A 22144-nucleotide genomic window follows, 5' to 3' on the forward strand; every position below is an offset into this window, starting at 1 on the left:
GATTCAATCAACATCAGAATTTCACCCGGTTCATATTTTGGAAGTACAACATGACTCCCCTCTCATCGCAGACCGCAAGGAGGTCGCGCCTGTACCATCTACCCGTTTTTGCTGCTGTGATTTTCAGCAGCTTTGGCCTGATTGTCTCCGGCTGTTCCAGCGCTGCAGACGATCCTCTGGCCACGGTCGATGTGGCGAAGGGCGGAGCGAACGGTGACGGTGCTGTCGAAAATATTCCGGCTCCCCCCGTAGCGTCCAATGCCGTCAGTCTGAAATATCTCGGACGATATCGTCACGGTGAGCGGAAAAAATCAACGGCAGAAATCTGTGCCTTCGATACTGGCTCCAAGCGGCTGTTTGTCGTTGACGGCGAACGGGCCGCCATCGATATTCTCGACATCACCAACCCGGCTGAACCACAGTTGTTCAAGTCGGTTGATCTGACAGAGTATGGCTCCAAACCGAATTCAATCACTGCGAAAGGGGGCGTGATCGCAGCTGCTGTTGCCGCCGATCCAAAACAGGAGCCGGGCCTGGTCGTTTTTCTCTCACCTGGTGGTAAAGTGCTGAAGACCGTTCACGTGGGCTCCGAGCCGGACATGCTCACCATTTCGCCGGATGGCCACTGGTTGCTGACGGCCAACGAGGGAGAGGCGACAAAAGACTATACGAACAATCCGGAAGGAAGCGTCTCGCTCATCGACCTGAGCGGCGGCGTGGCAGCGGTGACTGATGCTTCCGTCGTTCACCTGGACTTCAAGGCGTACAACGACAAGTCAAAGTTGCCGACCGGCGTGCGCGTGTTCGGGAAGAATGCGACACCCGCCCAGGATTTCGAGCCGGAATACATCGCCGTTTCCCCCGATTCCAAAACCGCATGGGTGTCGCTGCAGGAAGCGAATGCGTTTGCCATCATCAATCTGGAAACGCAGAAACTCGTTGATCTCGTGCCACTGGGCTTCAAAGATCATTCGCTTCCTGAAAACGCCTTCCATGCCAGTAATAAAAGCAAGAGTATTCAGCTTCGCACCTGGCCGGTTAAAGGGATGTACCAGCCCGATGCCATCTACTCCTTTGAGGTCGACGGCACCGCATACGTCATTACGGCCAACGAGGGGGACCACCGTGATTTCGACGGCTTTAGTGAAAAAGCCCGCGTCGGTGATCTGAAACTCAACCCGAAAAATTTTCCCAACGCCGAAGAACTGCAAGCGCCCTCCGCGCTTGGCAAACTTATGGTCACATCCGCCAACGGCGATGACAACGGCGATGGAATCTACGAAGAACTCTATTGTTTCGGCGGACGATCATTTTCCATTCGTAATACGGAGGGCCAGCTGCTGTATGACAGCGGCAACGAATTCGAGCGGATCATAGCAGATCGTCATCCCAAATCGTTCAACGCCGATCACGAGTCGAACGACTTCGCTGACCGCAGTGATAACAAGGGACCGGAGCCGGAAGGGCTGGTCGTGGGAATGATTGAGAGCCGCCCGGTGGCCTTTATCGGTATGGAACGACACAGCGGCATCATGGTCTACGATCTCGCCGATCCCAAAAAACCGGTCTTCTGCGACTACGTCATTACACGCGACTTCGACAAATCGACGAAGAAACCCCAGGCAGGCGACCTGGGACCGGAAGGGCTGACGTTCATTCCCGCCGACGTGAGCCCGACGGACAAGCCGCTGCTCGCCGTCTCGTATGAAATCAGCGGTACAACAGCCCTGTTCGAAGTTGTCACCAACGCTGCTAAGGCCAAACCTGATCAACCGTCTGAGTAATAGAAAATAAAGAGACCACTGAATTTGATTTTCAATCGCAGCTCAACATTTTGCATTCAGCACACTGTTTTACAGAGGAAAGGTATTTTACTAATGCAGCAGAAAAGAGGAAAACACAAACGAGGCTTCACGCTCATCGAATTGCTGGTCGTCATTGCGATCATTGCCATTCTGATTGCGCTGCTGTTGCCGGCCGTTCAGCAGGCGCGCGAAGCGGCGCGCCGCTCCACCTGCAAGAATAATCTCAAGCAGCTCGGCATCGCACTGCACAACTACCACGACACTCACAGAGTCTTGCCGCCGGGCGCCCTGATGTTTGACGATGGCTCGGGCGACCCCGATCCCGACCTGGGTAACTGGGGCTGGAACACCTTCCTCCTCCCCTTCATGGACCAGGCGCCACTGTATAATCAATTGCGTCCCAACGGGGCGAACTTTCCCGCCACCGCGTCTGGCAGTCTGCTTCAGACGGTGATCCCCTCGCTGATCTGCCCCTCCGATGCCAGCGGCGGGATCAATACCTACATCGGATTCACAAATAATGAAGATGGTGTCGGGTTCGGCAAATCGAACTATCCCGGCATTAGTGGCAGCCAGGGCGTTGACGATGACGAGTGGTACGTCCGTAGCGATGATGCGGACGAGCGCGGCATCTTCAATTACAACAGCAGCACACGGATGCGTGACATCACTGACGGCACCAGTAACACGATGGCGTCGGGCGAACGGATGTGGGACGGGATTTCCATTAAAGATGATGATCCGGGCGGATCTCTCAGCAAAGGTTCGGTCTGGGCTGGACGTCCCTACGATGGCGAAAAGTACGCGACGTTACTTCGCACCAACGACTCGGACGCCTTCATCCCCAACGGTGCCAACCAGGCCAGCGCCAGCAGCCGCCACGTCGGTGGCGCACAGTTTCTGTTTTGCGATGGTGCTGTGCGGTTCATATCCGAAAATGTCAACCGCGAGACCTACAAGTTCCTGGGCAATATGTCCGACGGTGAGGTCCTCGGCGAATTCTGATCTGTAACGAACAGTCAGAACACGTGACACCCAGATGACCCCCGGCTGTTTTTGGATCAGACTCTCAGTTTACGAGTCAGTTCTGATCCGGAAATAGCCGGGCTTTGGGTACGGACGAAAAGCTGCGCACTCTCTATCGCACCGGTTTGAAATTGAACGCAACGCAGGCCGATGCAGAACAACTTACCCGCACACAGCGGCAGCCCTTGGCGCCCCTGCTGATAACGGTTCCCATCGCGACAATATTGAAGCCGCCATCAAGCATTACGATTATTCCAAACTGAATATGGCCACCTTCTTCTTCGCCGAATGTGCGGCTTACGCCCTGCCCGCACCGAAGTGAGGACATTCTTTATATCCACATCCGGAACTCATGTAAGCAGCCGCGGTTCAATGTACTATTCTGTCACCGCGTGCTAAGATGCAGTCGTGAGGATCACCGCCTTCAAGCCGGGCAGGCTCCGTGAATCAGTTCCGGAGGAAACCATCCGCGCACTCCGCTGCAACTCTCCGGTCAAACGACTGAATTCTGATCGAGAGCGCTTCCCCTGAATTGAATCAAATGAGGATCGAACGAATGAGTCTGCGTATTGTCGTTTTGCTGTTCCTGTTAATGACGTCTGAATTATCTGCCCAGGATCGCTGGCCCGGCTTTCTGGGTGCGGACGCCTCAGCCATCAAGGCCGATTCCATTCCCACCAGCTGGTCGCCTGAGAAAAACCTGGCATGGAAAACGGATATCCCCGGCTATGGTCAGTCCAGCCCGGTCATCTGGGGAGATCAGGTATATGTTACTTCGGTGGAAGGACCAGAGAAGGAAAAACTGCACGTCGTCTGCTATTCGCTGCAGTCTGGGAAGCAACTCTGGGATCATATTCAGCCTTCGACTTATCCGGAAAAAAACAGTGTGTATATCAGCCGGGCGGCTCCCACGCCGGTTCTGGATGAGAATGGCATCTACGCCTACTTTGAAAGTGGCGACATTGTTGCATTGTCGCATGCTGGGAAACTCAAGTGGGCAGTTTCCCTGACCAAACGTTACGGTGCCCCGCAGAATAAATTCGGTCTGTCTGCCTCTCCCGTTCAATGGCAGGATCGCGTGATGATTCTGATCGACGATGAAGGCCCTTCCTACCTGACCGCGGTCAGCAAGGCAGACGGCAGCGAACTATGGAAAACCGATCGCAAGAGCCGGGTGAGCTGGAGTTCCCCCATGCTCGTTCCGGTGGGCGAGACGTTCCAGGTCGTCTGCAGCTCCGCTGGTTCTATCGACGGCTATGATCCCCGGACCGGCAAACAGCTCTGGACCTGCGAAGAAGTGGGCGGCAACAACAAGACCAGCCCCCTGCCGGCTGGCAACGGGCAATTCCTGATCGGTGCTTCCCCCGGACGCGAAGGTGACAATAACGAACTGGCAAAAAAATCGAACGGCCTGTTTGAGGTCAAGCAGCTTGATCAGGCCTGGCAGCCTCAGTTCGCCTGGACCAACCCGAGCCCGGTCCCTTCCTGGGCGACTCCGATTGTCTATCGTGGAAACGCGTACTGGGTGAATCGGGTCGGCGTAGTTTACTGCCTCGACGCGACCAGCGGCAAGGAAGTTTATACCAGCCGCATCAAGGAATCCTGCTGGGCCACGCCGGTCGGGCTGGGAGATCACATTTACTTCTTCGGCAAAAACGGAGTCACCACTGTCCTGCAGGCGGGCAACGAATTCAAAGTCGTTTCGGAAAACGAACTCTGGACCGAAGACGCACCACCGGTCAACAACATTCCCACTGCCGCCGAAGAATCAGAAGAACGCCGACGTTCCGCCGCCATGTTCTCTCGCCCCACGATGTACGGCGCGGGCATTGTAAACGGCTACCTGCTTCTGAGAACCGGCAGCCAGCTGTATTGTATTCATCAGTGAATTTAAAGGGGTCAGGTCCAATATCATAGACTCCTGACCCCTTTTTTTGAATCAGGGCACCCAGAGTGCCCAGGCGGCGACCAGTAGAATGGTGCCGACGAGGGCTGTCAGCAGGCCTTTAAGACGGCGTTTCTTCAGATAAAACAGCAGGCCGAAACCGGAAACCGACATCAGAATGGTCACGACTGCAGAGACGTCGATGACCCAGCTCCACTGCAGCCCCGAGTCACGGCCTTTGTGCAGATCGTTTAATACCGAAATGACGCCGGTTGTGGTCTCGGTCAACGTGTATTGGTTCGCCGTCGGATCGATGAAAATATCAGCCGAATAGCCGGGGCTTTTGAAAACCACCATGATGTCATATTCATTGACTTCGAATTCGCGGACACGGCCTTTCAGACGGTGTTCGCTACGCAACCACTCGGCGATTCCCAGTTTGTCGACTTCGAACGGGGAGCCGGCTGACTCGGATGCTTCTGCTTCCGCACTCGGTGGACGGGCCACGATCGCGAGTTCGCTCGGCAACTTCCCTGAAGCATCACGGACCGACTGTTCGCTCGCACCGAACCAGGTCGGGTGATTGAGTGTGATGCCGGTCACCGCAAAGAAGATCAACATCGTAAATCCGAGCATGGAGATATAGATATGCAACCAGCGAAACAGAGCGGCGCTGGTTGCATACCATGATCGCTTACGCCGGTGTGGCGCGGAGGGATTGTTCATTGGAGTGATCGACTCTTACTTTGTCGCCCAGGGAATGTATTCGAATGATGCATTGCCGATTTCGGCATTCTCCTCCAGCCCCTGTTTGCTGATCGGATCGGCCCGCAGTTCGACTGGTTTGCGGATGATCTGATAGGTTCCATGTTCGCGTGCGGCCTCGATGTATAATGTGTACTTGCCGTGAGGCAGCGGTTTGCCCTGGTTGTCGGTGCCATCGAAGCGTGCCTGATATTGACCGGGGCCACGCGTTGCAGCCGAGATGGTTCCGATCAGTTCTTTGTCTTCGGCCAGTTTGCGAAAACGGTCATTCCGATACCAGCGCGTCAGGTCACGATGCCAGCGGGGGCCGGGCTGTTTGGTCTGCATCCAGAGCAGCGCGGTTTTGACGGGAAAGCCATCTTCGTCTTCCAGCCAGACAGCCACATAGGGTCGTCGATAGCGACCTCCTTCAGGCCGATTCAATGTGAAGTCCACATTCAATCCGGCGGTCGACTTTTCGCTTACATTACTCTTCACCTCAGCCGCGATCAGGCTCGCCTGCCAGTCCGCATTGCCCGCGGGCCAGCCGGAAGAAGCCTGAACGGTTCCGTTGTTCGTCAGCAGCAGACATTCAAAACCGTCGAGGGATTCGATCAGCGCCAGGCCTGCCGTGGTTCCGAGTACCGAAACGGCCGTGGCTGCGGCGTCAGCATCCATGGCTGTCGCTGCAATCACAGAGGCACTTTGAATCTGCTCGGCGGGAAAGCCCGTGCGCGGATCGATGATATGTGAATAGTGGCGTCCGGCAATTTCGAAGTAACGCTGGTAACCGCCACTGGTTGCCAAAGCGAGTTCGCCGACATGCGAAAAGGACATCAAGGGGGCCGCGTTTTCGGAAGTGTCGGCGGGGTTGGCGATCGCAAACTCCCGGGACGCCGACCCCAGTTTGCGGAGATCGCCACCAATATTAATCACCAGTCCGGTAACATGGGGACAGTCTGCCTGAATCTTCCTGCAGACTGCATCCAGAATATAGCCTTTGCCCAACGCATCCAGACTGATGGCCAGCGTATCGTTTCGTTGAATCGACCCTGAGGCATCGATGTTCCAGGGCGAGTTTGTCAGAGTCACGGCAATCTGACGCCGCTGTTCTTCCGCCGGCAACTGCTGCGCCTGCGCTGACTGCTTCCAGAGTTCTACAAACGCACCGGCTCGAATATCAAAGGCACCGCCGGTCAGCCGTCGCCATTTTTCTGCCCTGGTCAGGACGGTCAGCAAGTCTTGAGAAATGGATTGCTGCCTGGTACTGCTCTGCCACTGCATCAACTCACTGGCCGGATTGTGTCGACTGAGGATTTTCGCCAGCCGATCAATTTCTTTCAGCGCCGTATTTTCGGCCTGTTCTGCCCGTTCAGCAGAGCTCGTATGCACGCGGAGTTCCAGCGAGGTCCCCAGAACATGTTCGTGTTGAAAAAGGTACTCCTCCGCACTCGTCCGGCCCGCAAAAAGCAGGCTGGCAGGCACGATTACCGTCAGCAATAATAGTCTTGAAAAGTTCATTTATCAAAATCTTTCAAAGTATTAACCAGTGTGATTGACCCATGTTGAATTCGAGCGTCATTGATCGGCGTATCGTCGATCAGGGCGTTTTTTTGTCCGCGGCCTCCTGCTTTGTTTTCTTCTCAGCGGTTTTTTTCTCATCGGGTTTATTACTATCGTCCCGGGATGGTCGCCCCGGTCTTTCCTGACGATTTTCAGAAGCCTCGGACTGATTCTCTTTCTCGATGATGGCTGCCGCCTCTTCCGGTGTGACGAAGCCATCAGCGTTCTGATCTGCCTTTTTGATAAAGTCAGCCAGGCGTTCTCCCAGTTCTGCGCTGCTGAGTTTGCCGTCTTTGTCGGTATCTTTTCGCATCAGGCTTATCGCTTCCTGCCTGGCCTGTTGCGCGGGATCTCGACGTCTGCCACCAAAGCTCATCGAAGCCACCTGTTCCGGCTTGCTTTCCGGAGCAGGATCGAGCAGAACAAAGCGTGCCAGACCATCCTCTGTTTTATCAATGCCATAAAACAGCAGGCGACCATTCATGGCGAACATCGTCATGGAAGGATCGACGCCTGCCAGCTCAGCGGCGACCACAGTCCATTCATCCGACTGGGGATCATACATTTCCAGCGATTTGGCAGGAGAAAAATGACCGTCGACATTCGTAAAGCCGCCAGACAGATACAGTTTGTCTCCCGCCGCGACCAGGCTGGGAAAGACGCGCGGCGTGTGGGGAGCCGCTGCGGTTTTCCAGGTCCGTTCTTTGAAGTGGAACACATCCACGGTCTCTGCGATTCCCGAAGACTTTGTCAAACCTCCCACCAGGTAGTATTGATCATTCAATACCGCTCCTCCGAACGAACGACGGGGCGTGGGCAGACTGACGTCAGGCAGGGGAGCCGGTCGGGAATCATCGCCCCACCAGTGCACGATGGTTTTCAACAGTTCGCGATCTTTGCCGACAATACTGCCCCCAAAACTCCAGATGGCATTTTCACAGGTTGCCGCTTGGAACATGGCACGCGGTCGGGGTAACTGCACCGGGCTCTTGCTCCAGGATCTGGATTCCGGTTCATAGCGATAAATCGATTTGAGTGCAGCAAACTCGTTTTCTTCAAAGCCCATGCCGCCGATTACAAAAATCGATTCGTGCTCACTGGTCTGCGACAGGGAGACGGCACTGCCACTCTGCAATGCCTGGGGCAGCGCCGGCAGTTTTTCGAAGGTCTGCCGGGCGATGTCGAATACAAACGCTTCATCGACCAGCGTTTCTTTCGTAAAATTATGTGGTGAGCGACTGTTGTTCCCGCCGAACGCGTACAGCTTGAGACCATTCAGAACCAGCAGCTGGCTCTGCTTTGCCTGTCCGTCAAACTTGACCGACCAGGAAACCTGTTTGGGATATTTGTCTTTGCCCGCATCCACACGCAGCGATTCGACAATACCGATCCGTCCCGCATTCATCGAAGTTCCTCCCAATGCGATCAGGCGTTGTTCCGACAGCGGCAACAGACGTAAAAACATGCGGGGAAACAACAGACGGTCTGCCACTTCCCAGTCCGATTTATCAGCATTCAGGCGATAGACAATGCCCGAACCGCCGGTGTAATAGAGATGTCCGCCGGTGGCAAAGGAACTGGTGGCGAATCCGGCAGTGGAGCTGTCCGCCTTTAATTCGGGACCTGCAGACCAGTTGTCGGTCTGCGGATCGTAGACGGAGACTTTCCGGGAAATGCCCCGTTCCTGGATTCCCCCCAGCAGATAGATCTTGCCATCGAAAGCCGCCAGTGAGAGAGCGCGTGTGTTGTAACCGGGTCCCTTGATCGTCTGCCAGCCCGCTTCAGGCTGATCCAGGTCAAATCGGAGGATGTCTGCATGCCAGGGTGCATCCCGCGAGGATTCTCCCTGCAGATTCCAGCCTCCTGCCACATAAATCGATCGCCCCAGTACGGCGGCATCGAGTGAGGAACGCGGCTCGGGCAACGGTGCCAGTTCCGTCCACGCGTCTGTATCTACGTCATATCGAGAGAAAAACTGTGTGGAATTAAAGTTGGTCTCTTCGCCACTGGAGTTCAAAAATGAAAGACCGCCAATCCGGTAAAGATATTTTCCGTCGGTCACCAGCGCCGTACTTTGGGCGGGATGATGTTTCGCCAGTTCTTCCCAGTGTGCCTGTGGGTCATCCACTTTGATTCGCCGAAAGTGATCCGCCAGCAGGTCGCTGCCTTCGCCGTGGGCATCGCCATCGTGGCCGCTGAAGACGTACAGATAATCTCCCAGCACGGCCGCTCCAAAACTGGTTAAGGGCTCGGGCAATGGTTGATGCAGGACCGCCCGTTTGCTGTCTGTGTCGGCCTGCGGCGCGGAATTGGTTTCCTGCTTTGATTTCTTCTGCAGTGGCTTGCCCGCCTGCGCCAGAGGGGACGCTGCCAGGAACAGGACCAGCGCCAGGATTCCCACGCTGATTCGATAAGTACTCACTGCATTTCCTGAGTCAGTCATAACTTCAAAGCCTTCGATAGTTGAATTTGAACTTGGAAAAGAATCCGTGGTTGATTCTTCTGTTTTGATTTCACTACTGCAGAGAACAGATTCGAATTTCAGTGGCTGGCATGGCTCCTGAAGGGTTGAGGCATTTTTCCCGACAGACTCTGATGTAGTTTCGGTATGGCTTCCGCGCGGCGCCACAAGGCACGGATTCGATACAGGATCTGGTTCAGTGCCAGCAACAGTGCCAACAGCAAACCCACCGCGAAAAACAGAACGACATGAACCACGAACAGTTGCCACAGATTCATAAAATCCTCCCGTCTGTTTCTAAATGGGGCGGCGGACATTCTTCCACAAGATACGCATCCAGACAGACAAGACTCTCTTCGCCGGAACAGGAGAAATCCACTTCCAGGAATCCATCGGCGCGGACTGAGCGGATGAGCCCGGTTTTTCCCTGACACGATTCATAGCCGACCACTCCCTGCTGCAGTTTCACATAATAAGGCTTGCTGACAGGCGCCGACTTGATGGGACTTTCACTCTTCATCATTATTAACACACTTCCTTTTTCTCTGAGCACGTTTTACTTCTTCCACTCTGTCCATGCAGGCGAGCAGACGCCGGTGATCGCCGCCGGCATGAAAGACTTTAACCAGCCGCTCGAGACAACATTCACACTCCAGGCGTGAAATTTCTCTTAACGACAGACTGGCGACATACTGATAACCTTCTTCGGCCCGATGTATCTGGCTGAGAAAGCCTGCCAGGCCGATGCGGTATTCCAGGCAGTCCGGCGCCAGTTCAATCGCACGCAGGATTTCCTGTTCGACGCATTCCGGGGGATAACCCAGAAAGCCCATCGAATGCGCCAGGTTATAATGATGCTCGGCAGTCAGCTGCGGGCGGGGTACTTCTGCCTGATCCTGATATTCTCTCTGATGCGCTCTGTCAGAGAGTTTCTGCAGACGAGATCTGACTGCAGCACGCAATTGGGGAGACGTGTTCTCTTTCTCATGCAGAAATTGAAACATCTCTTCCGCCAGCTGTCTCTGATCGAAGTGCAGATAACAGTCGGCCAGTGCCAGCTGCGCGCGGTCTGACAGAGGAATTAAAGTCGTGGCTGTCTCCAGTGCGCTCTGCGCCAGTTTGAAGCTGGTCAGTTCGCGAAACAGCAGTCCGCTCAATTCCCACACGCGACCATCGTGCGGAAACTGTTTCAGCAGCGATTGAGACAGGCAGAGCCCTTCATCCCAGCGTTCTGTTTCGTAACAACGCGTCAGTTTGTCCAAATTTTCATCGGTAGCATACATGATTCAGATCCCCCTGATTAAATTTGGGAATGCAGGAGGCATGTCGATTCAAAACGCTGCAGGAAAGCTGCTTTGAAATGTACCGGGAATGAAATTCGGGAAACGCATGCCCGACCGTTTTTTCCAGCAGAAGACATCGGGTGAAGAAAGCAATATGCCATCAAAATACCTCTTTACTGTAAGGATTGAATGAGGTGCTTGCTGGCAAAGTGGCTGGCTGGCGTAGAGAATTCATTGAGATTGAGTCTCAGCATCTGCATTATCAGCGCAAAATGCAATTCTAATTGAAGGCAAAAATCAATTTTTTGCACTTTTTGAAAACGGGTCACCATCGAGACATAACTGTGACAAGATGACCTTTAAATCACTAATCGAGCGAGGAACCGGGAAACAGGGCATTTACTGAGAGACTGACTGAAACTGCACACTGCAGCCGATCGATGGAAAATTTCCGTCAATGAATTAACTGACTTCGATCAGGTAGGTTCCTTCGATGATTTCTATCCCCGCTGCGGTAATGATGGCGGCCTGGGGGGGCTTGTTTTTCGAGCCACGAATGGCCGCACAGCCGGCTTCGCCGTTTTTATTGATGGCCACAATCTTGTCGTTGAAGTCGATCTTGTCCGCGCCGCCGTTGATCTTCACAATTCGCTGGCAGAGCGCCTCGCACGCTTCACGGGGACTTTTTCCCGCCCGCATCTGTTCGACAACAAAAAAGCTGCCACAGGTCCGCAGGATTTCTTCACCCCGCCCCGTTGCGCCCGCCGCTCCGACTTCGTTATCAACGTACAGCCCCGCGCCGATGATGGGGGAATCACCAATCCGGCCCGGCAGTTTCCCGAACAGGCCCGAGGTCGTCGTGCAGCCCGCCAGGTCGCCCTTGCTGTCCAGTGCCAGAATATTGATGGTGCCGGTCGGCCGTTTCTCCAGATCGTAATCCCCGTCTTTCGGTGGCAGCCAGTCGTCTTTGTCGCTCAGGTTCTCCTTCCAGCGGAGCCACATCTTTCGCGATTTTTCAGTGAGCAGATTCTCTTCCTTAAAGCCGTGCGCCCGGGCAAACTGGCGGGCGCCTTCGCCAACGAGGTGAATGTGATCGGTACGCTCCATCACGAGTCGCGCCACCGATGACGGCGTCTTGATATTCTCCAGTGCCCCGACCGACCCACAGTTGTGCGTTCGGCCATCCATGAAGGACGCATCGAGTTGCACCACCCCGTTTTCGTTCGGCAGTCCGCCATACCCGACGGACTGATCTTCGGGATCCAGTTCGGTCACCTGGGCTGATTTCTCGACCGCATCGAGAATATCGCCTCCCGCTTCCAGCACATCCCAGCCGGGCCGGAGCACCTTCTCGGCCCACGCCTCTCCGCGGCTGCAGAGGATCAGGGGGCGACGGGCTGCGGGTCTCTCCTGCGCACGCGCCTTGAAGTGAGCGAACAGTGAAAGCGAAGCACCCAGCCCCGCTGCCGATTTGATGAAGGTTCTGCGATTTGTCATTGCTCGATTATACGGACCCGCGGATTCAGAGATCAAACACTTCCTGAACAGATTATGAGAATTCGTGTGCCGGATCGAATCTGTCTACAGCCCGATAAATAGAAAAAAATCGTGTACTTCATGCGTTTCGTCGTTTAAAAATGAGTATCAATGCTGAGTTCCGCGAAAACGGACGGAAAATCTGACATGGAAGAAAACGCCGATTCACCTCACAACATGGTCACCCTGAAACGTTCCCTCAGTCTGTGGAAGCTTGTCCTGTATGGCGTGGGGACGATGTTGGGGGCCGGCATCTATGTGCTGATCAGCAAGATTGCCGGGTCGGCAGGGATGTACGCGCCGCTGGCATTTCTGGTTTCCGCAATCATTGTGAGCTTCAGCGCCCTTTCCTATGCGGAACTGTCGAGCCGACTGCCGGTCAGTGCCGGGGAAGTCGCTTATGTCAACGCGGCCTTCCACCGGAAATCCCTTTCGATCCTGATGGGAATCGCGGTTTTGACAACGGGAATTGTTTCAGCCGCGACGATCTCCAGAGGCTTCGCAGGTTACCTTAACGAGTTTATCGAAATTCAAAGTGTGTGGTCGATCACCATACTTGTGCTGTCAGTGGGAGTGCTGGCGGCTCTGGGAGTGGATGCAGCCGTGGGAGTTGTCGTTGCCATCACGTTCGTTGAACTGGCCGGCGTCGTATTCGTCATTGTCGGCGGTGCCGGTGAACTGATCTCCGCTCCCCGGCAGCTTTCGGAACTCGTACCTCCCTTTGATCCGGGAGTCATGATCACTATTGTCTCTGGCAGCTTCCTGGCCTTTTATGCCTTCATTGGTTTTGAAGACATGGTGAATATGGCCGAGGAAGTCAGGGACGTAGAAAAAACACTGCCGAAGGCGATTATCCTGGCACTGGTGATTACCACCACGCTCTATCTTCTGGTAGCACTGGTAGCCGTGTTGACGCTGCCAATGGAAAAGCTGATCAACAGTCAGGCGCCCTTTACCGATATCGTCAGGCATCACGGCCTGATCCCCGCCTGGCTGATCAGTCTCATCAGTCTGGTGGCGGTACTTAATGGCGTGATGGTTCAAGTGGTCATGGCCTCGCGCGTCCTGTACGGAATGGGACGACAGGGATTCGCGCCGAAAATCCTGGGAGCCGTCCATCTCCGAACACAGACCCCACTCTGGGCCACGGGAGTCACCACGGTGACAGTGCTGGTTCTGGCGTTAGGATTCCCGATCGAATCCCTGGCACGCGGCACCAGCTTTGTAATGCTGTGCGTGTTTATCATGGTGAATGCCGCGTTAATCAAGCTGAAACGCAACGCAAACCCATCTCAGACGGCGGGAGTACAATATCCCCTCTACATACCCGTTCTGGGAGTCATCCTGAGTGCCCTGTTGTTACTGATGGAATGCTTGCGTTTTACAGGCTGGTACGACTGAATTTCAATTACTGCCGGAGTCAGCAAATGATTTGTGCTTTTCGTGGCAGCAGCAAATCAACGGCGACTACTGCTTCGTTTTCCGCTTCCTCTTCTGCTGTTTTCCCTCTCCCGGAATGCCCGGTTTCTGGTCCCACTTTTGAGGCGGGTTCTTTTTGTAAATCGGCGCCCCGTCTTTCGCGGGAAATTGTGCTGCAATCGCAGTCAGCCGTTCCAGCGCTGTCTGGTCTTTCGGGTTGGATGAATTAATCAGGTTCTGCTCTTCCCACTGGTCTCCGGTGATCTTAAACAGTTTGCTCGGCTTTCGGTTTGAGTCGATCCACAGTTTATAGTATTTGTCGCGGATCACGCGATCATCGTAATCCAGCGCAGGTTGCACGCGCCCATTACGCAAAGCAGCCGGGCCGCCTCCCATCGAGAGAATCCACTCCCGTGGTCCCTCTTGTGTATTGCCCAGGATCAGCGGCACGAACGACTTTCCATCCACCACGCGACTGGCAGGCAGCTTGCCACCTCCCAGTTCCGCAAACGTGGGAAGAATGTCGGTGAAGTCAATCAGCGCGTCGGTCTCCACGCCGCCGGGAACGGTTCCCGGACAATTGACTATAAACGGCATCGCGGTCCCGTTGTGTTCCGTCATTTTCGTTTTGCCACCCCGCACAAAGCGGCCGCGAAATTTAATGTTGCTCTGGCCGGCGGTACCGTTGTCTGTGGTGAAGACGATGATCGTGTTCTCGCGGATACCCGCTTCGTCCAGTGCTGTAATCAGTCGGCCCACCAGTTTGTCGGCATAGCGTACCATCACCGGTAACAGGCTCGACTTGTCTTTTTTGTCTTTGTAGTCAGGCGTCGTTGTAAAAGGAGTGTGCGTCAAAACCATCGGGTAATACAGCAGCATCGGTTCGTCTTTGTGTTTGCCGATGAAGTCGATCAGGTAGTCGCAGAAAATATCGGGGCCGAACTGGCCGGGGTAGCTCTGGCTCCCCTTCCCTTTGATGTTGATATAAGGGTCCCAGTAGCGATTCGCACTCGGCGGGTTCTGTGTTTCATAGCCGGTCCACATGCACCAGTCATCAAAGCCGGCCTCCTGCATCGCATTGGGTTCCACGCGAAAATCATCGATCTGCCACTTCCCCGCGGCACACGTTTTGTAACCCGCATCACGCAGCACATTCGCAAACGTCGTGTTCTGCTGCGGATCGAAATGAGCGCCCGCCCCCCAGCGCGGCACATCCCAGTGATTGGTCCAACCATGCCGAAACGGGTACTGCCCGGTCAGCAGCGTCACTCGCGTCGGCGTGCATTGGGGCATGCACCACGCGTTATTGAATTTCATCCCGGTCGCCGCCAACTCGTCAATCGCGGGAAGCTGCATCCACTCTTCGCCGTAGCACCCCATCCATTCCTTGCCCAGATCATCGACCAGAATGAACAGGATGTTCGGTTTTTTAAGCTCGGCAGAAATAGCCGGCTACACGATCAGAAGGAACATGATCACAGACAGCAGGGCACGCAACATGGCAGAAACCTCTTTGATGAGTCTCGTTCAGGAATGGGAAAGCGTCTTTAATTCTAGCTTTTTCGTTGCTTGATCTCAACGAGCAGCAGGCCAGCACCGCCTCCAAGGAGTCCCAAGATCGGAGCCACAATCAATAACAATGCCCAGGGGAGGAGTAATGGCATCCCACACACTGCGGTTCCGGGAGGTAAAGTGGCAGTGTAGGCTGAGAATTGTTGAAAAAGATAGACGGCCAGTGTGATCGGAATGGAAGCACCCACCGCCGCTCCTGCCAGAAACCATCTGAGCCTGGACAAACCAATTTCAGTTGTCTCTGTCGAACTCTCATCATTCGAAGCATCTGGTGAGGAATCATTCATCGGATTTCTGCCTGATTACAAGAGACTTGAACCGTGAAATACCGGACAGCATTTCTGATTTTAACCTGTCTGCCAGGCCATCACAACGGCGAATGCACAGACACACAAGTCACACGTTGCAATCTGCCAGTGGTCAGGCTAACCTGAAGAGTGTCCTCAATCCGCCATACAAAGCCCTCAACACACCCGGAAACCAGACTGATGAATTTGATGAGAGCATGCTTCCTCTTGATCCTGTCTGTCACTTTCGCCACCACCTCCGCTTTCGCAGCCGATGACTGGCTCATCGATTCCCAGGACGATTGGACGGACGCGACGGAGAAACAGACGCAGTTGGAAATCAAAGAAGGGACCGCGATACCAACTGATAAAGTCGCCACCTTCACCAGCAGAATCAAACGCTTTAAACAGAAACAGAAAGCGCAATCGATCACCGTCGATCAATCCCCGGTCTGGCAGAACTGGGAACCGGTTGCCAACCTGGGTCCGGTCAACCTGCAGGACGCCCCCGTCTTTCTGGCGATCGGACCTCACAATTACTGGGTCTTCGGTCGCTATGGCGGCGTCAAGAAAAAGCAGGGTTTCAAAGCAGAACCCGCAACGCTCGACGGTTTTGACGTGAAACTGCAGACCACTCCCTGGAAACATCAGTTCGATGCGACGGGTGGGCTGGAAAAGGGGCGCGGCGGATATCATGCCTGGCAGAGCCGCGACATGGTCAACTGGGTGCATCATGGTCCGGTCACTGAAGATTTTTCCCGCTGGGTGACCAGTGCCGAGTATAAAGACGGCAAGGTCTATATCTACTACGACTACCCCAACGACCAGGACCCGCATGTCTACATCGACGAAGATCTCACCGACGGCAAACCCGGCAAGAACATGGGGCTGGCGGTCAAAGATCCTTCGCACGGCTCCGACGCCGGCTTCATCCGTGACAAAGAAGGTCGCTTCCACGTGATCCTCGAAGACTGGAGCCCCATCAATGCCAGTAAACGCGCGTGGGATTCCCCCCTCGCCGCGCATGCTGTCAGCGAGGATGGCGTCAAAGACTGGAAGTTCCTCGCGCCTCCGGTCGACAATCGTACGAAAGACACCGGCAAGATCGCCGAATACAAACACCCGCACTGGCTGCAGCATCCCGACTGGAATACCAACATCGGCAAGTACAACGTGCACGAACCCGAGCAGGAAGCGTATGGCGACTGGGCCCCCATCTGTGTCGGCTCACAATACTACCTGTTCGGCGATTACGATCCCGCGGGTGGCGGACACATGAGCGTTGGCTGGTTCACGAGTCCGAACATTGATGGACCTTACTCCTGGTGCGACAAGATCGGGGAAGGACACCCGGACCCCGACATCGGCTTCGCGGAAGGTCGCTTCTACCTGTTCACACAGCAGCAGACTGACTATGTCAGCCCCGGCCCGTGGGTAGAACAGGTGGAAGTCCGCGCCGGCGTCGATACCGACAACGACGGCAAACTCGACCAGTGGACCGACTGGACCGAAGTCAAAGAGACCTATGATTACACGCCAGGGCTTTCGAAGCACGTCAAAAATACGCTTGCGAAGCTCGACCTGAAAGACCTGCCCGCCGGCACTGGATTCGGATTCGAACTGAAGCTGAAAGACACTACCGCCAACAAGTCGAAGCCAATGATTGACAAAGTCACGCTGACGTTTGAGTAAGGAGAATCAGCCGCATGACGTTAGCCGCGGTTTCTACGATCGCATCAATAACCGAGGCTAATGCTCTGCAGCTGATGAAGGATGCTCAACAGTAAGAACATACACCCGGCAGCGAATGACTGTGCCTACTTTGGCTTCGTTTTCTCAATCTCTATTGCCGCAAGGGGATCGATGCCGACAACAGCCCGGCGAAATTCCAGTTGAAGTTGGTTGTGGCCGGTTCCCGCGAACTTGACATGGACTGGATCTGGTTTGACCCATTTGGGAAACGAAATGCGCGAACGAAGTCCAGAGAATTGACCGACGCGGACTCCGTCCAGGGCAACATCGATGCTGACGTTTTCCCCCTGGTGGCGGACTTTCGCAGTCAATCTCTGCCAGACGTCTCTTTTCAATTTGGCGTCCTTGTTGCTGTGCTGTGGAGCAGCGTCTCGATCTTCCTTTCCATCGATTACCATGAGCGCACTGCCGAGTCCGCCTAGATGCAGGCGGATCGCCTGCTTATCGCCCAGCGGTAAGTCAATCTGCAACGGAGCGAAGCCCGATTGCTTCAACTCCAGTTCGAAGTCAAAATCACCGCCGATTTCCTGTGGAAACTTCGCACCGACCCAATCCTTTCTCTTCCTGGATGCAGTGCTGCTGCCGGTAAGGATTCCATCCTGCATCTGCCATTTCATGTCCTCCGAATTCCATGTCGTTGGTACGAGATCAGCCAGCAGGTCGATTGTCTGACTCGAATCGTGGTCCACTTTCGCCGACTTCGCCATGTCGATCGTCATTGCCGCCCGAAATCCGATGATAGGAAAACTGCGATCCTGCAGTTCGAAATTGCGATGCGCTGATCGCTGGCGAGATGTAGAGAGGATATAAGCTCCGCCACGATTCACGCGACCAGGTCCCGAAGCGACACCGACTGGATCATCGATAGATGAGTTTATGGAGTAATCGTCCCTACTTCTCTGAAACTTGTCACTACACCACTCGAGCACGTTTCCATGCATATCGTACAGTCCGAACGCATTTGGTTTCAGCTGCCCTGTCGGCTGTGTTATTGAGCGGCTGTTTTTGGAATACCACGCAAACTGCGACAGGTCCTCATCATCGTCACCACAATACCACAGGGTTGCCGTTCCCGCGCGACAGGCGTATTCCCATTGTGCTTCTGTGGGTAAAGCAAATTTCAGGGACTGGTCGGTTGAGTCCTTGTTCAATTTGGCGAAAAACAACTGAGTGTCATCCCAGCTCACCGTTTCAACAGGATGAGTCGGATTACCGGCAAACTTCGAAGGATTGGTGCCGACTACCGTCTGCCACTGCGACTGCGTTACCTCGGAAGCTCCCAGGTAGAATGGTCGCGTAATTCGAACTCGATGCAGCGGTCCTTCCAAGGGAATTCGCTGGATAGAGAATTTATCATCTGATGCAATCGCTTCTTCGAGGAATCTGGTTTTCTCTTGTTCGCCTGCCCCCATCATGAATTCACCAGGTGGAATGAGCACGAAAGCCATCTTCTCGCCGCCAGGCAGTTCGATTTCTTTCTCAATCGGCAGACCAAGATAGTCCGCCCATGCTTCTTGATGTGCCTTGGCCTGCACCGCATCGAACGGAGCGACGGCGGGTGGCGGGATGCTTTTCTTATCCTGCCCCTGTCGCGGCACGCGGCGGCTCATCCACAGATCCAGCCCTCCCAGCCCAGCGGCACGCCTGCTGTCAAAAATGAGGGTCTTGCCGTCGGTACTCAGGCAGAAGGAGATCTTGCCGAAGATCCTGCCGATCGGAGACTCGAGGGCTTGCACGTGAAAACTTCCGTCTGCAACTGGCTGGGCGAGCATCAGCTGGCACTTCCTGCCATCACAGCTTATGTACATCAATGATTTTCCATCAGCCAACAGCTGCGGAGACTTTTCTTCCCCTGCCAGATTAATCTCTCGTCCCAGAAGCAGCGGCTCCTGCCAGGGAGCATCCAGAGCAGCTCGCCGGGCTCGGTACAGATCACGGAATTGAGCGCCTGGACGCTTCGAAGACAGGTACATCGTCAGTCCGTCGGGCGTTAGCGCTCCGCCTCCATCCACTTTGTCTGAATTGAGGGGGGAGCCGAGATCAATCGGCGTATCCCAGGGAGCATCGCGTGTGGCCCGCCGCGTCTGGAAGATGTTGACGTTATCGCTGTCAACGGGCTTATTACCAAACAGCAGCGTCAGACCATCAGTACTGAGCCAGGGTGAAATCTGATCGTGTTGACTGATATAGGTTTCGACCAGTGCTTCGGGCGGGCCCCAGGCATCATTGACACTCGCACGGCGGCACATATACAGTCTTTCGTTTTTGACGCGCGCGGAGGTAAATATCAGAGACAGTCCATCGGCCGAGAGGGTTGGATAGACGTCGTTTTTTTCGCTATTGACATTGGGCCCCAGGTTGACCGGTTCGGTCCATTCATACTCGTCGGAAGTCAGCATTTCGGCAAGCGGCTTTTCCGCAGAGTTGTTCTTGATTCGTACCCACTTCGCATCGATGATTTTCCCGTCGTGCCCGTTGCCGGAAGAATCTTTCAGGATGTCGCCGGAGCCTTCATTAAAGTGGTATAAGGAGAGGGTGTGTTGATCATTGGTAAATTCGTCTGGTGGTGTAAATTCCGTATTGTATCGCAGTGTGTTTGAGATGCGGATTTCATCGATTTTGCCTTTAAACCGAGAACCATTATGACCACCAATTTCGAGTATCCCCTGCGGAGAAAAGCTCCCCGTGTTATCCTTCCGTTTGACAGGTTTCCCATCGATGAAGAGTTGGAGTGATTTGCCATCCCATTGGCCTGCAACGTGCGTTCGCGTTTCCCACTCTTTGATCTGCGGGCCAAAAACTTCGACCCGGCGATTGGTGCTTGCCTGCCTGCCACCAAATTCCCAGCGGCGAATCCCGCCCACTTGAATGGTCAAAGAATCTAACGTGCCGCCATAGAACAAAATGGCATTGGATGTCGACTTTGCAGAAGGCGTCAGCCATCCTTCAAGTGTCAGCGGTGGGGAGCCGGAAAGTTGGAAGCCAGGAACTTCGACTCGACTCGTTCTTCCATTGAAGTACAGTGCATCATTTCTCTCGGGGTTCTGCTTCGCCACAGCTGAATCAAAAGGGGCATCTGCCAGAGGCGGAGGAGAGGAAGACTTTGTCTTTACCACTGTCTCAACAGGAGCCTGGACTTCCTTATCGGCTGCGCTTACCGAATCGGCGGCTGCAATTTGCTCATCCTGTTTGCCGGGAAGGATGAAAGAAACAACTACCAGCAGCAACAACAGTCCTCCAATTCCGCCAGCGATCAGCAGTTTCTTGGACGGCCCGGATGATTTTGATTTTGAAACCGCAGTTGCCTTGCCAGTTGACGATGACTTCTTCCCCTGCTTCGTACGCAGCCTGTCCGCCGAGGATTTGGAGCGGTCAATCGAGATCAGAGCCGGGTTCGATTCTTCTTTTGCCATGGGAAGTGATTTCGGCTTCGGCCCTTTTTTTCCGGCCTGTGCCTGCCGGTGTCTTTCGTCCGGGTTGCGGAGAACCTCCTGTAAATCAGTCGCGACCTCCGTCATGGACAGGTAACGCTGCGCCTGGTCACCGGCGATCATTTTCAGACAGATGGCCTCCAGACGCGGATCAATATCGGGACGCAATTCGGAAGGCTTCGTCGGGTTGTTGAGCGCAATCTGTTGCAGCAGCGCCATCAGGTTGCCCTTGAACGGCATCTCGCCGGTAATCAGTTCATACATGATGATGCCCAGGGCATAGATATCGACCCGTTGATCAATGGCTGCCTGGTCACCCTCCACCTGCTCGGGGGCCATGTATGCTGGTGTCCCGATGATGGCTCCACTTTGTGTGACCTGCACATCATCACTGGAACTGCGACGCGCGAGACCAAAGTCCATGACGACCGGCTCGCCTTTCAGATCGACCATGATATTGGCGGGTTTCAGATCGCGGTGAATCACACCAATTTCGTGTGCTTCTGCCAGCCCCAGAGCGAGCTTGCGAATCGTGGTGATTATCTGCTTTTCGGAATGAGTTTTCTTCGACTTCGTATAATCCTTCAGCGGTCGGCCTTCAATGAACGCCATCGTGATATAGTGCTGACCGTCGATTTCGCCGACATCATAGACCGGACAGATATTGGGACTGCGCAGCGTCGCTGCTGCGCGGGCCTCGCGATAGAAGCGTGCGAGCAGTTCTTCTTCATCAACACCGTTCCCGTCACCGAACTTGGGGATTTTCAGAGCCACATCACGATCCAGCTGCGTATCTTTCGCAAGATAGACAGCGCCCATCGCTCCCTGCCCGAGCACCTTTTGAATCGCGTAACGACCAAAAGATTCGGAGACCTCAACGCTGGTCGCTGAGGCATTTTCTGACTGATCATAAGCCTGGGTCAACGACGATTCGGAATCACCTGTCACCTGGACCATCGTATGAGCGGTCGCATCTTCGAATGAGAGTTTGACGGGCTCGCTGGTTCCCGCTGACGACTCCTCGGCTCCCGCTTTGTCAGGCTGCGGGGAAGCTTCCAACTCATTCCACTGTTTGAAATACTGTGTGAGTTCATCCGTATGCTCGGGATGCGCCGCGATCAATTTCTCAAAGGGGAACGGTTCACCAGCGTCGGTGCGAGCTTTGAAATCAGCGATCAACTGATCGATATTCAAACTCTGGCCGTCAGCATCCAAAGGTTTGTCACTCATATCCGCAGCCCGATTTCCTGTTGTCGTTGATGCTCAATGATGCGCTGATTGACTCTAATCTGGAATTTCGCTGCGTTCACAGCCACCCCATACGATCTCCAACCTGACGGCGAAATCACAACATCGGCATGGACGAACCAGTGTGTGAAT

The 22144-nt window shown here is 54.6% G+C and carries 15 protein-coding genes; 5 read left to right on the plus strand and 10 right to left on the minus strand.

Annotated elements, in window-relative coordinates:
* Window positions 1-50 precede the first annotated feature (50 nt).
* The 3 genes from AACZ40_RS07245 (at window position 51) to AACZ40_RS07255 (ending at window position 4719) form a co-directional block, all read left to right on the plus strand.
* Window positions 51-1784, plus strand: a complete 1734-nt coding sequence (locus tag AACZ40_RS07245) for a choice-of-anchor I family protein (RefSeq protein WP_291172274.1) — start codon at window positions 51-53, stop codon at window positions 1782-1784.
* 93 nt (window positions 1785-1877) lie between these two features.
* Window positions 1878-2810 (plus strand): DUF1559 domain-containing protein, encoded by a 933-nt coding sequence (locus tag AACZ40_RS07250; RefSeq protein ID WP_291172276.1) that lies wholly within the window; start codon window positions 1878-1880, stop codon window positions 2808-2810.
* 577 nt (window positions 2811-3387) lie between these two features.
* The gene (locus tag AACZ40_RS07255) at window positions 3388-4719 is read left to right on the plus strand and encodes a PQQ-binding-like beta-propeller repeat protein (RefSeq protein WP_291172278.1); all 1332 of its coding nucleotides are present in this window, start codon (window positions 3388-3390) and stop codon (window positions 4717-4719) included.
* Between the two features lie 51 nt (window positions 4720-4770).
* Here AACZ40_RS07255 and AACZ40_RS07260 read toward each other — a convergent pair whose 3' ends face one another.
* From AACZ40_RS07260 to AACZ40_RS07290, 7 genes are all read right to left on the minus strand, one after another.
* Entirely contained in the window at window positions 4771-5442 is a 672-nt protein-coding gene (locus AACZ40_RS07260) for a PepSY-associated TM helix domain-containing protein (protein WP_291172279.1), read from the minus strand.
* Window positions 5443-5457: 15 nt separating this feature from the next.
* Window positions 5458-6981, minus strand: a complete 1524-nt coding sequence (locus tag AACZ40_RS07265; protein WP_291172281.1) for a DUF2271 domain-containing protein — start codon at window positions 6979-6981, stop codon at window positions 5458-5460.
* Between the two features lie 79 nt (window positions 6982-7060).
* Entirely contained in the window at window positions 7061-9445 is a 2385-nt protein-coding gene (locus AACZ40_RS07270; RefSeq protein WP_291172285.1) for a hypothetical protein, read from the minus strand.
* Window positions 9446-9564: 119 nt separating this feature from the next.
* Complete coding sequence (locus tag AACZ40_RS07275) at window positions 9565-9762, minus strand: hypothetical protein (RefSeq protein ID WP_291172288.1); 198 nt, start codon at window positions 9760-9762, stop codon at window positions 9565-9567.
* Window positions 9759-10007, minus strand: a complete 249-nt coding sequence (locus tag AACZ40_RS07280) for a hypothetical protein (protein ID WP_291172291.1) — start codon at window positions 10005-10007, stop codon at window positions 9759-9761. The genes AACZ40_RS07275 and AACZ40_RS07280 overlap by 4 nt, the downstream gene beginning before the upstream one ends.
* Window positions 9994-10767, minus strand: a complete 774-nt coding sequence (locus AACZ40_RS07285; protein WP_291172294.1) for a hypothetical protein — start codon at window positions 10765-10767, stop codon at window positions 9994-9996. Before AACZ40_RS07285 ends, AACZ40_RS07280 begins: the two co-directional genes overlap by 14 nt.
* Before the next feature lie 462 nt (window positions 10768-11229).
* Window positions 11230-12264, minus strand: a complete 1035-nt coding sequence (locus tag AACZ40_RS07290; protein WP_291172297.1) for a N(4)-(beta-N-acetylglucosaminyl)-L-asparaginase — start codon at window positions 12262-12264, stop codon at window positions 11230-11232.
* A 150-nt stretch (window positions 12265-12414) separates the two neighbouring features.
* Between AACZ40_RS07290 and AACZ40_RS07295 the strand changes: the two genes are divergently transcribed.
* Window positions 12415-13704 carry an APC family permease gene (locus AACZ40_RS07295; protein ID WP_291172300.1) on the plus strand — a complete coding sequence of 430 codons (1290 nt, stop codon included), beginning with the start codon at window positions 12415-12417 and terminating at the stop codon, window positions 13702-13704.
* Window positions 13705-13770: 66 nt separating this feature from the next.
* Here AACZ40_RS07295 and AACZ40_RS07300 read toward each other — a convergent pair whose 3' ends face one another.
* Window positions 13771-15168, minus strand: a complete 1398-nt coding sequence (locus tag AACZ40_RS07300; RefSeq protein ID WP_339673781.1) for a sulfatase-like hydrolase/transferase — start codon at window positions 15166-15168, stop codon at window positions 13771-13773.
* Between the two features lie 107 nt (window positions 15169-15275).
* Window positions 15276-15581, minus strand: a complete 306-nt coding sequence (locus AACZ40_RS07305) for a hypothetical protein (RefSeq protein ID WP_291172301.1) — start codon at window positions 15579-15581, stop codon at window positions 15276-15278.
* Between the two features lie 201 nt (window positions 15582-15782).
* Between AACZ40_RS07305 and AACZ40_RS07310 the strand changes: the two genes are divergently transcribed.
* On the plus strand, window positions 15783-17273 hold the full coding sequence (locus AACZ40_RS07310; RefSeq protein WP_291172304.1) for a hypothetical protein: 1491 nt from the start codon (window positions 15783-15785) through the stop codon (window positions 17271-17273).
* Between the two features lie 125 nt (window positions 17274-17398).
* Here AACZ40_RS07310 and AACZ40_RS07315 read toward each other — a convergent pair whose 3' ends face one another.
* A complete protein-coding gene (locus AACZ40_RS07315; protein ID WP_291172307.1) occupies window positions 17399-21994 on the minus strand; it encodes an SUMF1/EgtB/PvdO family nonheme iron enzyme in 4596 nt (1531 codons plus the stop codon).
* Between the last annotated feature and the right edge of the window lie 150 nt (window positions 21995-22144).

The organism is uncultured Gimesia sp., from assembly GCF_963972345.1.
GTDB lineage: Bacteria > Planctomycetota > Planctomycetia > Planctomycetales > Planctomycetaceae > Gimesia.

Excerpts from the sequence above, each read along its gene's own strand:
- AACZ40_RS07260 (WP_291172279.1), bottom strand. The coding sequence starts at position 5,442 with ATGAACAATCCCTCCGCGCCACACCGGCGTAAGCGATCATGGTATGCA.
- AACZ40_RS07250 (WP_291172276.1), top strand. The coding sequence starts at position 1,878 with ATGCAGCAGAAAAGAGGAAAACACAAACGAGGCTTCACGCTCATCGAA.
- AACZ40_RS07295 (WP_291172300.1), top strand. The coding sequence starts at position 12,415 with ATGCTGAGTTCCGCGAAAACGGACGGAAAATCTGACATGGAAGAAAAC.
- AACZ40_RS07275 (WP_291172288.1), bottom strand. The coding sequence starts at position 9,762 with ATGAATCTGTGGCAACTGTTCGTGGTTCATGTCGTTCTGTTTTTCGCG.
- AACZ40_RS07255 (WP_291172278.1), top strand. The coding sequence starts at position 3,388 with ATGAGTCTGCGTATTGTCGTTTTGCTGTTCCTGTTAATGACGTCTGAA.
- AACZ40_RS07315 (WP_291172307.1), bottom strand. The coding sequence starts at position 21,994 with ATGAGTGACAAACCTTTGGATGCTGACGGCCAGAGTTTGAATATCGAT.
- AACZ40_RS07290 (WP_291172297.1), bottom strand. The coding sequence starts at position 12,264 with ATGACAAATCGCAGAACCTTCATCAAATCGGCAGCGGGGCTGGGTGCT.
- AACZ40_RS07280 (WP_291172291.1), bottom strand. The coding sequence starts at position 10,007 with ATGATGAAGAGTGAAAGTCCCATCAAGTCGGCGCCTGTCAGCAAGCCT.
- AACZ40_RS07310 (WP_291172304.1), top strand. The coding sequence starts at position 15,783 with ATGAATTTGATGAGAGCATGCTTCCTCTTGATCCTGTCTGTCACTTTC.
- AACZ40_RS07305 (WP_291172301.1), bottom strand. The coding sequence starts at position 15,581 with ATGAATGATTCCTCACCAGATGCTTCGAATGATGAGAGTTCGACAGAG.
- AACZ40_RS07285 (WP_291172294.1), bottom strand. The coding sequence starts at position 10,767 with ATGTATGCTACCGATGAAAATTTGGACAAACTGACGCGTTGTTACGAA.
- AACZ40_RS07265 (WP_291172281.1), bottom strand. The coding sequence starts at position 6,981 with ATGAACTTTTCAAGACTATTATTGCTGACGGTAATCGTGCCTGCCAGC.
- AACZ40_RS07245 (WP_291172274.1), top strand. The coding sequence starts at position 51 with ATGACTCCCCTCTCATCGCAGACCGCAAGGAGGTCGCGCCTGTACCAT.